This window comes from Streptomyces sp. NPDC004051 (assembly GCF_053604275.1).
In genome coordinates this window covers 1-14,792 of record NZ_JBSGHG010000019.1, presented here as the reverse complement: position 1 = coordinate 14,792, position 14,792 = coordinate 1, and the positions used below count along the sequence as shown (strand labels likewise).

General features: G+C 70.1%; 13 protein-coding genes and 4 pseudogenes. 14 read left to right on the top strand and 3 right to left on the bottom strand.

Going from position 1 to position 14,792, the window contains the following annotated elements:
* Positions 1–11: 11 nt before the first annotated feature.
* Positions 12–1,099, bottom strand: a pseudogene (locus ACWEQO_RS20290) (integrase core domain-containing protein).
* A gap of 79 nt (positions 1,100–1,178) precedes the next feature.
* Between ACWEQO_RS20290 and ACWEQO_RS20285 the strand changes: the two are divergent.
* The 12 genes and pseudogenes from ACWEQO_RS20285 to ACWEQO_RS20230 all read left to right on the top strand — a co-directional run.
* A pseudogene (locus tag ACWEQO_RS20285) lies at positions 1,179–1,346 on the top strand (IS630 family transposase); the annotation flags it as partial.
* Positions 1,347–1,764: 418 nt separating this feature from the next.
* Complete coding sequence (locus tag ACWEQO_RS20280; protein ID WP_361454543.1) at positions 1,765–3,177, top strand: FAD-dependent oxidoreductase; 1,413 nt, start codon at positions 1,765–1,767, stop codon at positions 3,175–3,177.
* Positions 3,178–3,334: 157 nt separating this feature from the next.
* Positions 3,335–4,134, top strand: a protein-coding gene (locus ACWEQO_RS20275; RefSeq protein ID WP_452984758.1) for an IS5 family transposase whose coding sequence is annotated in 2 segments (ribosomal slippage) — positions 3,335–3,683 and positions 3,683–4,134 — 801 coding nt in all. Because the reading frame shifts where the segments join, the coding sequence is not laid out codon by codon here.
* A gap of 384 nt (positions 4,135–4,518) precedes the next feature.
* Positions 4,519–5,232 (top strand): annotated as a pseudogene (locus ACWEQO_RS20270) (8-oxoguanine DNA glycosylase OGG fold protein); the annotation flags it as partial.
* Positions 5,224–5,439, top strand: a pseudogene (locus ACWEQO_RS20265) (IS6 family transposase); the annotation flags it as partial. The pseudogenes ACWEQO_RS20270 and ACWEQO_RS20265, both read left to right, overlap by 9 nt.
* Before the next feature lie 65 nt (positions 5,440–5,504).
* The gene (gene tpg / locus ACWEQO_RS20260) at positions 5,505–5,960 is read left to right on the top strand and encodes a telomere-protecting terminal protein Tpg (protein WP_452984706.1); all 456 of its coding nucleotides are present in this window, start codon (positions 5,505–5,507) and stop codon (positions 5,958–5,960) included.
* A gap of 354 nt (positions 5,961–6,314) precedes the next feature.
* Complete coding sequence (locus ACWEQO_RS20255; protein ID WP_452984757.1) at positions 6,315–6,818, top strand: RNA polymerase sigma factor; 504 nt, start codon at positions 6,315–6,317, stop codon at positions 6,816–6,818.
* Positions 6,815–7,639 (top strand): zf-HC2 domain-containing protein, encoded by an 825-nt coding sequence (locus ACWEQO_RS20250; RefSeq protein WP_452984705.1) that lies wholly within the window; start codon positions 6,815–6,817, stop codon positions 7,637–7,639. Before ACWEQO_RS20255 ends, ACWEQO_RS20250 begins: the two co-directional genes overlap by 4 nt.
* A gap of 35 nt (positions 7,640–7,674) precedes the next feature.
* Entirely contained in the window at positions 7,675–8,481 is an 807-nt protein-coding gene (locus tag ACWEQO_RS20245) for an ABC transporter ATP-binding protein (RefSeq protein ID WP_452984704.1), read from the top strand.
* Positions 8,478–9,875: a hypothetical protein gene (locus ACWEQO_RS20240; protein ID WP_452984703.1), complete on the top strand. Its 1,398-nt coding sequence runs from the start codon at positions 8,478–8,480 to the stop codon at positions 9,873–9,875. Before ACWEQO_RS20245 ends, ACWEQO_RS20240 begins: the two co-directional genes overlap by 4 nt.
* On the top strand, positions 9,872–10,444 hold the full coding sequence (locus tag ACWEQO_RS20235; protein WP_452984702.1) for a hypothetical protein: 573 nt from the start codon (positions 9,872–9,874) through the stop codon (positions 10,442–10,444). The genes ACWEQO_RS20240 and ACWEQO_RS20235 overlap by 4 nt, the downstream gene beginning before the upstream one ends.
* A gap of 171 nt (positions 10,445–10,615) precedes the next feature.
* Entirely contained in the window at positions 10,616–10,894 is a 279-nt protein-coding gene (locus ACWEQO_RS20230) for a hypothetical protein (RefSeq protein ID WP_452984701.1), read from the top strand.
* A gap of 23 nt (positions 10,895–10,917) precedes the next feature.
* Here the strand turns inward: ACWEQO_RS20230 and ACWEQO_RS20225 are convergent, their stop codons facing one another.
* Entirely contained in the window at positions 10,918–11,751 is an 834-nt protein-coding gene (locus ACWEQO_RS20225) for an IS5 family transposase (RefSeq protein WP_452984700.1), read from the bottom strand.
* A 483-nt stretch (positions 11,752–12,234) separates the two neighbouring features.
* Positions 12,235–12,609 (bottom strand): DUF6234 family protein, encoded by a 375-nt coding sequence (locus tag ACWEQO_RS20220; RefSeq protein ID WP_361454520.1) that lies wholly within the window; start codon positions 12,607–12,609, stop codon positions 12,235–12,237.
* Positions 12,610–12,696: 87 nt separating this feature from the next.
* On the opposite strand from ACWEQO_RS20220, the gene ACWEQO_RS20215 reads away from it, so the two are divergent.
* Positions 12,697–12,993: an ATP-dependent Clp protease proteolytic subunit gene (locus tag ACWEQO_RS20215; protein ID WP_452984699.1), complete on the top strand. Its 297-nt coding sequence runs from the start codon at positions 12,697–12,699 to the stop codon at positions 12,991–12,993.
* A gap of 818 nt (positions 12,994–13,811) precedes the next feature.
* Positions 13,812–14,342, top strand: coding sequence for a hypothetical protein (locus ACWEQO_RS20210; RefSeq protein WP_452984698.1), 531 nt, complete (start codon positions 13,812–13,814; stop codon positions 14,340–14,342).
* Positions 14,343–14,792 lie beyond the last annotated feature (450 nt).

Genomic DNA, 14,792 nt, shown 5'->3' with positions numbered 1-14,792 from the left:
ATCGCTGCTGGTCAAGCCGCATAGCGGTACTCGTTGATCGCTCCGCCGAGGATGCGGGTGCGTAGGAGTTTGCCGGGATGGCCGTGCCGGCGTTCGGCGGCGGGTTCCTCGCTCACGTCGGGCGGGAGTTGGTCCCGGGCCTGGTGAGGCCGGTACCCGTTGTAGTGATCTTGGTACCGGCCGAGGACGCGACGCGCATGGGCCTCGTTCACGATCAGCACGCGGTCCAGGGCTTCCCGGCGGATCGTGCCGATCACGCGCTCGCAGTGGGCGTTCATTCGCGGCGCCCGGGGCGCGCCGAGCAGCACGTCCACGTCCTCTGACGGGAAGACGGCGTCGAAGGCCTCGGTGTACTTGGTGGCGCGGTCGCACAGCATGAAACGCAGGGACTCCATCCGTGTGCCGAAGTCAGCGGCGAGGTTGCGCGCCTGCCGCACCGCCCACTGGCCGCTCGGGTGGGCGGTAACGCCGGTCAGGTGCAGGCGCCGGGTGCCGTGCTCGAGGAGCGCCGGCACATACAGGCGCTTGCCCAGGACGGTGTCGAGGTGAAGAAGTCCGCGGCAATGATCCCCTCGGCCTGGGCGGTGAGGAACGCGCGCCGGCCGGGGCCGGAGCGGCGTGGGGCCGGGCCGGTGCCCGCAGCGTTGAGGATCTGCCAGACGGTGGACGGTGAGATCGGGTGCCCCAGCCGGGCCGGCTCGCCCTGAATCCGGCGATGGCCCCACCACGGATTCTCCTCGGCCAGGCGCAGGACGAGCTTCTTCAGCGCGGCCGGGGTCGGGGGTCGGCCGGTGCGGCCGCGGCGCTTGGAATGGTCCCACTTCTTCGCGGTCAGCCTGCGGTGCCAGGCCAGTACGGTGCCGGGCCGGACCGGGAAGACCTGCGCCCAGCGACGACGCGGTATCAGCGAGGACAGGGCAGCAGACCAGAACCGGTCGGTCGGCTCGTAGCGCACCGGTCCTGCGAGTCGGCGACGCAGGACCGTGTTCTCGTGCCGCAGCACGAACAGTTCGGCTTCCTTCGTGGTGTCGCGGCGCAGCAGTATGCCGGGGACGGCCGGCAGCTTCCGGGTCACCCTGTACAGCAGCGAGACGATCACCACGACAGCATCCCAGCTGCTACCGACGCTCCAGGACATGGGTACGCACCTGCAGCGATGACTTTCCGAGCGGTACGGGATACGCCGAGGCGTCCACCAGACGGTTCACGCTCTGGAGCAGGACATCCGCGACTGGATCGCCGCCTGGAACAGCGATCCCAAGCCGTACGTCTGGACGAAGACCGCCGGTGAGATCCTCGAACGCCTCGCTGCATATTTGAACAGAATTCCTGACTCGGGAGACTAGCCGAGATGATCACCCGGTTCGCCATCTGGGGCCAGATCACCGGCGCCGCCGACCAGCCCGCCACGGCCTGAACGCAGACCCCAACCGCACGCCCACCATGTTCTGGCACACCATCAGAAATCCGCAAATTCAACAACGTGACAACACCTCCTGAACGGGACTGGGGCGCCGTCCGTTGAGGCAGCTTCCGTCCTCGGGGTCGCCGTCGGTCACGCCGAAGACATACGCGGACCGACCAGACGGACGGATCGAGAACAGCCAGTCACGGAGCCGCCTTGTATCGGGGAGCGGATGATCGCACCGACCGAACCGGTCATCGGAACGCGGTCCCAGAAGAGCCGAAACACAATCATCCACCTCCCACGAAACGCGATACTGGTGCTTTTCTCACGATGTACCAGACAGGGGAGCGGAACCGATGCACGCTGCGCAGGAGAACGTGAAGTCGGGCAGCACCTGGGGCGGACGCCATGCGGTGGTCGTCGGCGGCAGCCTGGCGGGCCTGCTCGCGGCACACGTCCTCGCCGCCCACGTGGACCGGGTGACCGTCGTCGAACGCGACCGGTTCTCCGAGGCACCGGAGCCACGTCCCGGTGTGCCGCAGAGCCGGCACATCCACGTCCTGCTGGAAGGAGGGCAGACGGCTCTGGAAACGTTGCTACCAGGATTCCTGCAGGAATTGCAGGAGGCGGGAGCGCCCCGGGTGGGCATCCCCGCGGACATGGTGCAGTGGCAGAACGGGCGCTGGTTCCGCCGACTGTCCGCATCGGCGTACTACCATACGGGTTCCCGCCCGCAGCTCGAACACCTCGTACGGCGACGGGTTCTCGCCAACCCGCTGATCAACGTGTTGGAGGGCACGGATGCCGTCGGTCTCCTGGGGGACGCCTCACGTGTGCGTGGCGTGCTGCTGCGCGAACGCGGCGACGCGGCGCGTGCGGAGCCCCGGCCGGTCGAGGCCGACCTGGTCGTGGACGCCTCCGGCCGGAGCACGAAGGCCCCGCAGTGGCTCACAGCACTCGGAGCGCAAGCCCCGCACGAGGAGACCATCGACACGGGTCTCGCGTACGCCACTCGTGTCTACCGTGACAAGGACGGCATCCTCGGCACCGACGCGCTCGGCTACTACATCGTCCCCAATCCATCCCAAACCTACGGCGCCGTCGTCCTGCCTCTGGGAGACGGCACCCACCTCGTCACCTTGTCCGGCCTCCGCGGCGACGAACCGCCCACGGACGAGGAACAGTTCGCGGCCTATGCCAAGAAGCTGCCGCACCCGCTCGTGTTCCGGTGGCTGAGCACGGCTGAACCCTTGTCACCGGTCTCCGGCTTCCGCCGCACCGCGAACGTACGGCGCCGCTACGACCTGCCCGGTCGGCGTCCGGCCGGATTCCTGGCAGTCGGCGACGCCCTGTGCACGTTCAACCCAATCTACGGGCAGGGCATGACCGTCGCCGCCATGAACGCGGTCGCGCTCCGCGACGTCCTGGCCGGCCCGCGGCGTACGCCCACGACGCGCCGCGTCCAACGGGCGCTGCTGTCTTCATCCCGGCAGGCGTGGGACATTTCGGCCGGAGCCGACAAGCGCATGCCCGGCGCGACCGGCAACGCGGTCGCCGTCCGCGCCGCGGACCGCGCGGCCCACTGGTACCTGAGCCGGGTCCAGGACCGCTACCCCGGCGACCCCGTGGTTGGCGCCGCCTTCCGATCCGTACTCAGCCTGTCCGCACCGCTGACCGCCGTGTTCACCCCCTCGGTGGCCCGGGCCGTTCTGTTCGGCCCGCCCATCCCGACTCCCACCGAGCCCCCGATGACCCGCGAGGACCCGTGACCTGACATGTATGTCGGACAGAAGGCGACGGGGTTGAAGTTCTCCCCTGTGGTCAGGACAGCTTGATACTGGGACGTATGGGTCCCGGAGGAAGCAGTCCAGGTAGTGAGTAAGAGACCATCTCATTTGGCTGGGTAGGCTGTCGGCCGTGGCAGGGATCGTTGAGCGGCTGGTGCCGGATGAGTTGTGGGAGCTGTTCCAGCGCGTGGTGCCGGAGGCACCGACGCGGCCCCAGGGCGGCGGCCGGCGCCGGCACGGCGACCGCGAGGTGCCGGCCGCGATCGTGTTCGTCGCGACGTCGGGCTGCACGTGGCAGCAGCTGCCCGCCGCGTCGTTCGGGCCGTCCGGGGCCACGGCGCACCGCCGGTTTGCCGAGTGGACCAAGGCCCGGGTGTGGGCCAGGCTGCACCGCCTGGTCCTGGACGAACTCGGAGCCCGCGGCGAGCTGGACTGGTCGCGGTGCGCGATCGACTCGGTGAACACGCGGGCCCTGAAAAGGGGGAGCTGACAGGTCCGAATCCTGTCGATCGGGGCACGTACGGGTCGAAGATCCATCTGATCACCGAGCGGACCGGTCTGCCCCTGTCCGTGGGGATCTCGGGGGCCAATGTCCACGACAGCCAGGCCCTGATCCCGCTGGTGCAGGGCATACCGCCGATCCGCTCCCGGCGGGGACCCCGTCGGCGCAAGCCGGGAAAGCTGCACGCCGACAAGGGCTACGACTACCGCCACCTGCGGCGATGGCTGTCCAAGCGGGGCATCCAGCACCGCATCGCCCGCAAGGGCATCGAGACCTCGCAGCGGCTGGGGCGTCACCGCTGGACCATCGAACGCACGATGGCCTGGCTCGCCGGCTGCCGCCGCCTTCACCGTCGCTACGAGCGCAAGGCCGAACACTTCCTGGCCTTCACGAGCATCGCCTGCACCCTCATCTGCTACCGCAGACTCGCCAAATGAGATGACTTCTAAACCCGGACCGCAGAAGGCGGACGGGCGGGCAGGGCTTGGCGTGTACGGGCGGTCCGGGGACAGGGAGAGAATGAGGCCATGGTGATGTGTAGGAAGTGCGGTGCGCAAAAGCGCCGTTGGCCTCGTTCCTGTTCCCGGTGCCCTTCCCAGTCGGACCGGGGGGATACGGCCGCGGACGCTGCCGAGCTGGCCGTGGAGACAGGACTGCTTGGGTGGGTCGGGCGAGGAATCATGAGTGTTGTACGGCTGGTACTGCGCGCGGTCGACTGACCGCCCCACGCAGAGGCGCCCCGCCACCGAGCACCTTGCCGCTGTTCATCTGCGTCGCCTCGGAACTGGTGAGATGGGCGGGTATCCAGGTGGAGGGGTGGTATGAACAGACAGGGCCGGGCGGATGCGGTGGACCAGGAAATGGCGGTGCGGCTGCCGCCCGAGGAGGCGCTGACGGCACTGGGCCACTGGTGGGCGAAGAACAAGCAGACCTACCCAGACGGGACGCCCAGAGCCCACGCGGTCGCATACGCCCCGGCGCGGTGGGCGTCGATCACCCTGTGGCCCGCAGGCCTTGCGCCCACAACCCAGGCCGGTGATGCCCAAGTCAGCCGGGCGGAGGTGGTCGCAATGGTCACCGACGCGCTGCGGCGTGAGGCGTTCAAGGAGGCCCTGGTCGCCACCTACGCAGGGGGCAAGGGCAAGAGCGGCACACCCGGCGGCAGCGGGCCCTGGACCTTGCAGAAGATTCCGGCGGCCGGGACCCTTCTGGATGCGGTCCTCGCCGCCTCGGTCACGGCCCTGTGCGAGCAGGGCGCGGTGGACGCCTACACGGTGCTCCACAAGGCGGTTCCCCAATTCGGCCCGTCCTTCTTCACCAAGTTCCTGTACTTCGCCGGCCAGGCGCTGCCGACCGCGCCGGGCCCGCAGCCGCTCATCCTCGACCGGGTGCTCTCCCTGCGCCTGCGCCCGCTAGCGGCCGCCGTCGGCCGCGAGAGCGGTCTGGATCCCGACGGCACGGTGGCGGCCTGGGTCTGGGCCGAATGGGACTGGACGCCCCACCGATACAGCGTCTACCTCTCCTACAGCCACCAGCCCACCCGGCAGCGTGAACGCGTGATGAAGGGCTTCCGCAGCGTCGGCGCAGCCCAGCGGTTCCTGTCCGCGTTCAGCGGCATCTCACCCCACTTCCGGCCCCGCCGCCACCTGATGACCGCCTCCGAATGCCGAGCCGAGATGACCATCCGCTTCGCCGTCTGGGACCAGGTCACCGGCGTCGCCGGCCAGCCGGCCGCGGCCTGAGTCCGGAGCCGGACCCCGGCCCCACCACACCCGACACACCGTCAGGCACTCACACACTCAACAACGTGACAGCGCCCACCCGCGCGGTGGCCGACCTGCTCGGCGTCTCCCAGCGCACCGTGGAGCGCTACGTCAAGGACCAGATCCGCCGGCCCCGCGCCGACCTCGCCCGACGCCTGGAGGACGCGGTACGGACCCGGTGGCAGCCCCGCGTCCGCGAGCGCGCCCGCCGCCAGGCCGCCACCAGTACGGGTCTGCTCGTCGATACCCGGGCCCGGTTCGGCTTCACCGCCGCGCCCGGCACCACCGACGACGCCCGCATCCGTCACCTCACCCTGGCCCTGCCCCCGCAGCGCGCGGCCCGCCTCTTCGACGCCCAGGACGCCGGCGCCGGCGAACAGCAGCTACTCGACCTCGCCGCAGAGGCCCTGGGCGAGGTCTACTTCCGCGACGGCGGCCGCCGCGCCACCGGCCTGGAGGTGGGGTTCACCGACGTCGTGCACCTGGAATTCGATCTGTAGGCGGTCCCGTTGCAGTGGCTTCGTCAGCTCAGGTGTGACTGAGCCCTTCGGTTGGCGAGTGAGTACTTCAGCTGGCGGGCTGGACCTTCGGCATCGATTGCGACTGCGAGTCAGTCGGCGTACTTGGTCAGGGCTGCACCGAGAAGGGTGCAGCACCACGAGGCGCCAGGGTTCGCCACGAGCCGGATCGCAACCGGCGACCGGGGTTCACGGGGATCGGAATCCTCCACGCGTGACACTGTGATGCGGATCACGCAAGGCGTAGAACCTGTGCGCATCATCGGGCGTCTGGCTGGTGTGAGATCACGTGTGAGAGCACTGGACGAGCTGGACGAGGAGCGCCTCGTCCGGCTGGTGGCCAGAGGTGACCGCGGGGCGTTCGACGAGTTGTACCGGCGCACGTCGCCGTGGCTGGCTGTGCGGTTGCGCCGCCGCTGCGCGGACGAGCAGATCGTCGCCGAGGTCATGCAGGAGACCTATCTGGCGGTGTGGCGCGCGGCCGGCGCGTTCGCCGGGAGCGCGGTCGGCGGGACGGCCGTCGGCTGGCTGTGGACGATCGCGGCGCGCCGCCTCGTCGACGCGTTCCGGCGCCGTGCCCACCATGCCGAGCCGCCGGTCGCCGCCGCCGAGCGGGCGGTGGTGCCCGCGGCGGAGGAGGAGGCACTGGCCGGGACCGTCGACGGGGACGTCGGTGACGCTCTTCGGCGACTGGCGCCGGAACTTCGAGAGGTCCTGCAGGCCATGGTGCTCGACGGGCTGTCCGTCCGGGAGACCGCCGTCCTGCTCAGACTGCCCGAAGGCACGGTCAAGACCCGCGCCCGCCGGGCCCGGATCGCGATGCGGGAGGCGCTGGCATGAGCGGAGAACACGTGTCGATGCGGCTGCTCGACGACTACGCACGTGGTGATACGGAGATGGCCGTGGACGCGGTGTGGGCGTTGGAGGCCCATCTGGAGACGTGCGCGATGTGCCGGAGCCGTCTGGCGGCCTCCGTGGCCACCGAGGTGCCCGGCATCGCCACGCTCCTCGACACCGTCCGGGCCGGTCTGGAACCGCAGCTGGACGCGGCCGTCAGGGCACCCTCGCGGCGACGCCGCCCGAGGTGGCTGTCGGCCTGGCTGACGCCGGTCATGGCCCCGTGGCTGGCCATGACCGGCGTCGTTGCCCTGATGGCGCTGCTGCTGGACTCGCTCGCCCCGCCTGCGTTCTTCGGCGACATCTCTCCCGTGTCGGTGATCGCACCCGTGCTGCCGCTGTGTGGTGTCGCCGCATCGTGGTCGCGCGGCCTGGACCCGGCGCACGAAATGACGGCCTCGACCGCCCGAGCCGGCCTGCCCCTGCTCCTCAGGCGCACCACGGCGGTTCTCGTGGTGGTCCTGCCCGGGCTCCTGGTGGGGGGCTGGCTGACCGGAACCATGACGGCCGCGCAGTGGCTGCTGCCCTCCCTGGCCTTCGCCTCCACCGCCCTGGCGCTGGGCAGCGTGGTCGGCGTGACTCGCGCCGCCACCGGGCTGGCGGTCGCGTGGGGCGTCGTTGTGGCGCCCACGTGGATCACCGGCCACGTCCCCCATGCCCTGCGAGTTGTTTTCCAGCCCGACCAACTGCCCGTGTGGGGGTTGCTCCTCGCGCTCGGCATTGGCGCCGTGATCACCCGCAGAAACGCGTACTCAACGCTGTGAAACCATCGTCGACCTTCGAAAGGGACCCCCGCACGATGCCCACCACAAACGCGGCCGACACCGCGCCGAAAACCTATGCCTGGGAGATCCGGGCCAACGGCCTGAGGGTATGCGTCGGACGCAAGAAGATGGCCGTTGACGGACTCGACCTCTGCCTGGGCATCGGCACCCACGGCCTCCTGGGACCCAACGGAGCAGGAAAGACCACCCTGATCCGGACGCTGGCCACCGTGCTGCGCCCCACCGAGGGCGAACTGGAGATGCTCGGCACCTGCGTGGGCCCGATGGCTGACCACCGGGCCCTGCGCCGCAGGATCGGCTACCTGCCGCAGGAGTTCGGCTACTACAAGCGCTTCACGGTGCGTGAGTTCGTCGAGTACATGGCCTGGTTGAAGGAGGTTCCGAAGGCGGCCGTCCCCGCAGCCGTCCAGCGGGCCGTGGAACGGGTGGGCCTGGCGGACCGCGCCGACCAGCGGATGAAGACCCTGTCCGGCGGCATGGTGCGGCGGGCCGGCATCGCTCAGGCCATCGTCAACGATCCCGCGGTGCTGCTGCTGGACGAGCCGACAGTCGGCCTGGACCCGGCGCAGCGGTTGCGCTTCCGCGAGCTGTTGCAGGAACTGGGCCGCGACACGTGTGTGCTCGTCTCCACCCATCTGGTCGAGGACGTCGCGGCCGCCTGCTCCGACGTGGTGCTCTTCGCCGACGGCCGCCTCGTCTTCCAGGGCACGCCGGACGACCTGGCTGCGGCGGGCGGCCCCGAATACCCGGGCGGCAGCCCCCTGGAGCGCGGCTACTCGGCGCTGCTCCAGGACTCCGAGCAGCTGGGAGGCACCTGGTGAACGCACGTGTCCTGCGCATCGAGCTGAAGCGCTCCATCGCCCCGTGGCCCGGCATCGTCGTCCTGGCGGGCAGCCTGGCGGTCCTCCTGCTGATCGACGGGATCTGGTGGCAGGGTGACGCGGGATGGACGGCCCAGTGGACCTCCATGGCCCTGTGGACCCGGTACCTGCTGAGCTTCTGGTGGCCGCTCGTGGTGGGCCTGGGGGCGGTGTACGGGCTGCGCGACTCCCGCTCGCGGATGGCCGAACTGCTGACGACCACGCCGCTGCCGGCCTGGCGCCGTACGGCGCTGCCGGCCGGCGCAACGGCACTCGTGCTGGCGTCCGGCTTCGGCCTCCTGGTCCTCGTGGGCGGAGTCCGGGTGGCTCTCGGCACCACCGCCTACACGAGTCTCGGCTGGCTGCCGATCTCGCTGGTGGCGGGGCTGTCCCTCGTCGCGGGGGCCGTGTTCGGCATGGGCCTCGCGCGGGCCGTGCCCTCTGCACTCACCCCGCCGGCCCTGACGGTGTTCCTCTTGCTGACGGCCCTCTCCCTGCGGCCGAACAATGACGAGGCACTGCCGTCGAGCATCGCGCCGAACCGGCTCGCCCTGCTGTTCCCGGCGACTGCGGAGCCGCGGGAGATGCTGCTGACCCTGTCCGGCTCCGTCCACCTCGGCCAGACGCTCTGGCTGCTCGGCCTGCTCGCCACCGGTTTCGCACTGCTGTCGGCCGCGACCCTCCGGGCCCGACTGCTCGCGGTGGCCCCCGTCCTGGCCGGCGCGGCCCTGGCCCTGCTGATCCTCCCGGCCACTCCGCGCGGCACCTACGTCATCGACAAGGCCGCCGCCACCCTGGTCTGCGACGGACCGGTATGCGTGACGCAGGCGAACCGCTCACACCTGCCCGAACTCGCGCCGCGCGGCAAGGACGCGCTGCGCGTGCTGCACGACGCCCTGGGCAACAAGGCACCGAACTCGGTGCGGGAGGACACCCAGCTGCGCGCGCTCGGCGACGAACGCCAACTCTCCGGTGACGCGGTGCTGGTCGACTTCGACGACCCGCTGATCGCCCATGCGACGGGGGCGGAACTGACCCGTCTCCTGGTCGCCCAGGGCCTGGTACCGAACTGCGCACCGCGCACCCCTTGGGGGGGCGGGGGGCAGGTCGACATTCCCGTACAGAGCATCGCCGCGAGCTGGGCCCTGGGCGATCACCAGTTCAAACCGCTGCAGACGCCGGACCCCTACGCGTACTCGCAGCGTGAATGGGCGGACGCCGACGTCGCCTGGCAACGGCTGATGGCGTTGTCACCGGCCGAGCAACGCTCGCGGATCGCCGAGGTGCACGCCGCCGCCCTCTCCTGCACGGTCCACGACGGGCTTTCGGTGTTGGCGGGGAAGGCGTCGCCATGAGGTGGCTGATCCTGTACGCCCGTTCACGACAGGTGCCCACCTCGGCCGCAGCGGTCGCGCTCGTCGCGCTGGCGGCGTGGACCTTCAACCATGACGGCGCGGGCCCGATGAGCCTGGGGACCGCGGTCCTGATCCTGACCGCGAACGTGGCGGCCGCTTCCGTCGGGCTCGGTGGGCAGGACGCCGCGCTGGATCGTACGGCCGCGATCCGGTGGATGCCCCGGCGGGCGGCGCACGTGCTGCTGGCCGGCGCGGTCGCCGGGGCGGCGCTGCTGGCGGTCCAGGCGGCGGGAGCCAAGCTCGCCCCGGCCGCGCTCGTCGTCCGCGACAGCGCGGGCTTGGTCGGCCTGGCCGCGCTCGGGGCGGTGCTCTGCGGGGCCCAGTTCGCATGGACCCTGCCGATCGGCTGGCTCGCGTTCACCCTCCTCGTCCCGGCTCCGCCCGGCGTCGCGGGAGAGGTGAGCAACTGGATGATCATTTTCCCCGCTACGACGGCCTCCGCCGCGACCGCGTGGGCCCTGCTGGCGACCGGCACCGTGCTGTACGCCGCAGCAGGACCGAGACGGTAACGGACACGCTCCGCGCTGGGCGCTTCAGTTGGCGAAGCCCGCCGACTGAAGCGCTCAGTGTGCGACACGAAGCCGCTCCATGTAAGAGGTCGCGCAGATAGGCGGCGTTGAGGGCGTGTACTCCAGCCAGGCTCAGAAGAGCGCCGGTTACGGACCGCTATGAGGGGGGCCATGGCCGTCACCTACTTGATGCTCGCGCGGCTACCGGAAGGGGGCTTGGGCGCCTTCGACGCTTATGAAGGCGCTGTCCTGCCCCTCCTTGCCGAGTATGGAGGGCGGCTTGAGCGCCGACTGCGCACTCTGGACGATCAGGTCGAGGCCCACCTCATAACCTTTCCCACCAGCGAGGATCTCGCTGCCTACCGGGCGGATCCCCGGCGTTCTGCCGCTGCACCACTGCTGGATTCGTCTGGGGCAGCGGTCGAACTGCTCGCGGTGCGCGACGTTTAGGTGTGGCGCGGATGATGGTGAGGTCATGGCCGGCGGTTCGGGCGTTCGTCCCAGCGGTGGGTTGTCCATGCCCGCCGGATCAGGCTGCGCACGGCGATGATCGTGTCGGCGAGGTCGAAGAAGGCGTCGACTACGGTGGCACGCCGCTCGTAGCAGCGGACGAGCCGGTGGAAGGGGTTCTGCCAGGCGTGGGTGCGCTCCACGTGCCAGCGCTGACTGGCCTGGATGGGCGCCTTCTCGCCCTTGTGCGCGATGCGGCCGCGCAGACCGCGTTCGGTGAGCAGGGTGCGGGTGGTGTCCGAGTTGTAGCCGGCGTCCAGGTGCACGCTGACGTCGTCGGGCAGCGGGCCCAGGTCATCCAGGCGGTCCAGGGTCGGGGCGGGCAGCGGGGAGTCGTGGCGGTTGGCGCCGGCCAGGACGCGGCCCAGTGGAATGCCGTATCCGTCGGTCATGCCCGAGCGTTTCAGGCCCTGCTTGCCGCGGTCGACCGGGGAACGCCCGGCCACCTCGCCGCCTCCGGGCGCCTTGGTGATGGAGCCGTCTACGGCGATCCGGTCGAGGACGAGGCCGACGATCCGGTCGTAGGACTCCAGCGCGATCTGGTTGAGCCGGGCGAAGACGCCCTGTCGTATCCACTCGTCGCGGCGGCTGCGGATCGTGGTGGCCGGGCAGGTCGTGTCGGCGATCGCCTCGTAAGGACAGCCGAAGCGCAGCAGTTTGTCGAAGGTGATCCGGTCGCTGATGCGCCGGCGGTGGCAGCCGAGCGGATGGTCCGGGTGGTATTCCGGCCGCTCGGGCAGCAGGACCGCGAATTGGTCCCAGAGCGGTTCGGTCAGCCATGTTGGAAGCGCGGGCACAGGTCTCCCCAGTGATCACCGAGCGTCGCAACTCCATGATCACCGGGGCCTGTGCCCGTTCTGTTGCCGGTGTTCCCAACCGCGCCTATCCGCGAGACCTCTAAGCTTCGTGAGTTCCGATCCACTGGCCGGTGGGTTGTTGCTGTGCTTGGGGTGTGGAACAGGAGGAGCAGCGTCGGGTGTCGGCGGGATCGGGCAGGGACAGGACAGCCCCGGCCGGCGCCACTCCGGTGCCCACGGCACGGTTGCGCGGGCGAGCGGCAAGCCTCGCCTGGTGGCACTCCTGCCGCAACGAGCCGACCTCCTCGACGAGTTCAGCAAGTACTCCGACAGCCAGACCCGTGCCCCGCTGATTGCTGATGATCACCGCACGTGTCGGGTTCCCACCACCCGGCCATGATCAGCCAACCGGACTCGACGTCTCACCGCTTACCGTGCACGAGCCCGTAGGGCCCGTCATGCCGAGGGAGTGGAGCGGGGGCGTCAGGACAGCAGCATGCGGGTCCACACCACGGCCAGGAAGGTGCAGGCGAGCGTGAACAGGCCCTGCACGACGGCGGTGACCGGCATCCTGAGCCGGGCGTGCACGACGGACTCGACCGCCGCCACGGCCGGAACGCCCCAGACGACGAGCCACACCAGGAAGGGGACGTCCCGGGAGTGTGCGGTGGGGGAGGAGTGCGGCGCCTGCGCGGTGCCCAGGCCCACCACCAGGAGCAGGACCGTGCCGGTGACGACGATGATCGCGTCCGCGGCCACAAGCAGCAGGGCGAGCGCGATGTCGGCCAGGCGGGAGGGGCGATCGCGGGTCCGGGCAGGTGCCGGAAAAACTTGATCATGCGCGGGCGGCGGGACCATGACTCGACTGCACCACGGAACCGCGGCTTCGGCACCGCACGGGAACACAATGGAGCCCGACCGTGACCGAAGACGCCGGCGGTCACGATGAGACAGGTCCTTACGGCCGGGCCGGCACCGGACGGGGCCCACACCGCCGGGTGCGGGCCCCGGGCCGTCGTCAGGTGGCTACCAGGGCAGCTCCCCTGTTCTCGTCCCGGAACGTTCCCGCCGGGCCGTCCGGGGCGGGGGCCGCAAAACGCACGACTGGTCACCGCGGGCATGGCGATCCACGACACCACGCAGCACATCCCCAACGACGTCGCCACCACCGGCCTGGGCCTTTGCGCCTCGACGGGCCCGTTCCCCACCGCCGGCGCTCCGCCTTGCCCCACCCGCGGATGATGCTGCACTTGCCGGCCTTCACCGCGGCTGCCGACCCCACAGCACCGGCCAACCGCCCGAGGAACTCCAGCACACCAGGCAGCAGCCGGCCTGCCTCATCGCCCCCTTCGACGGCCTCTGCACCGGCCGGCGAAGGGGGCGGACGGGTGAGCGGGAGAGCGCGAAGGGGCCGGGCATCGGACACGCCGGCCCCGGGTGTCCGCGTTCGGTTCGCGGCGGAGGGCATCATGTCCCTGGCCTGTTCGCGCGGTGGCGCGCGGGGACCCGGTGAGCCGGGTTCCGGTTCGCCGGGCGAGCCGCCCCCGTCACCGTGGGCACAGCCCGTTGCGGGTGGCGAGCACGCCTTCGGGGCACTCGCGTGGGCCCGCCGGCCGGCCGCGGGTGCCCGGTGACGAGGACCTGGAGCCGGGCTCAGGTTTTCGCCTCCACCGGGACGTTCTGCGGGAACGTCACCCTGCAGACGGCACCGCGCCATGGGCCTGCCCGCGCGCTCGGGCACCCCGCCCGCCGCCCGGCAGCACCACGGGAAGAACGGTTTCACCTGATGTGTCAACGAACGACACGCCGCGGCTGCGGGTGAGCAGGCACCGGGAAAGTCCCCCGGACAGCGTACCGGGGCATCAAGTCCACTACAGGAAAAATCATCTGGCTGTCTGTCAGTACGCCATGACACGGCACACAGGCATCCTCCTATAACCCGATTGGAGTCAATCTGCTGACTTCCCCTTATCTCTCGATATGACAGATGTGGGAAGTGGTCAGTACGTTCATCACGAGTCGGTTAGCCAGCCGATCCCTCAAGGCAGGAGAAGCACGTGATGAAGACCCGTCCCAACGTCGTCACCGCGGCCGTCGCGGCCGCCGCGGCCCTGGCCGCCACCGGTATCACCTACGCCTCGGCGTCCGCCTACGAGCCGGCCCAGGCCGCCCCCGCGGTCCAGCAGGCGGCCGCCCCCGCCTCGGCCCCCCTGGGCGGCGAATCCGGCCAGGACTACGAGGACAAGGACTACGAGGACAAGGACTACGAGGGCAAGGACCACGAAGGAAAGGGCTTCGAAGGCCGGATCCACATCAACGAGCGTTCCTACTCGGCCCACCCGGGCGACTGTGTCACCATCGTGAGCGGCCTGGGCTCCCGCAGCCTGAACATCCGCAACGACAGCAAGCGGACCGTCGAGGTCTTCCGCGGAGCCACCTGCGACAACGGCGCCCCCATCGCCACCGTCGGACCGCACAGCTCCAGCGACGGCGTGCACCCCCGCCAGGTCAGGGGAAGCGTCTTCGTCAAGCACGGAGTGGTGGGCAGCTTCCGCGTCATTCACCACTTCGGCAAACACGGCGGACGCTGACCCGACCGCCACCCCGGCACAGCATGAAGACCCCGGCCCGCTGGAATCGGGCCGGGGTTCTGCCTGCAGCATCCCACCCCGAACACCCACTTTCACCCACCCACTCGGGCATCCCGGCATAAATCTGGACAGTGACGCTCTGTCAGCTCAGCCCCACCCGGAAGTGCATCCCGGCCGCTGGTTCAGCCGGCGTCTGATCCGCGTCGTCGTACACCGCGGCGGAGACGGCACCATTGGGTGCCGTCGACTTGGTGACGTTGCCGTTGTACTCCTGTGTCAGAGCAACGAAAACCTACGCAGCAGACCCGCACCGAAGCTCACATCACCCCAGTCAGCGGTGGGTGTGTCAATTTAACGGCTCTGCCTCACATTCGGTGGTGACGGTAAGTAGTTGTCGTTGCCGGTAGTGACACTCCCAGGCCAGCGCGGGTGACGTGATCGTCAGCACCG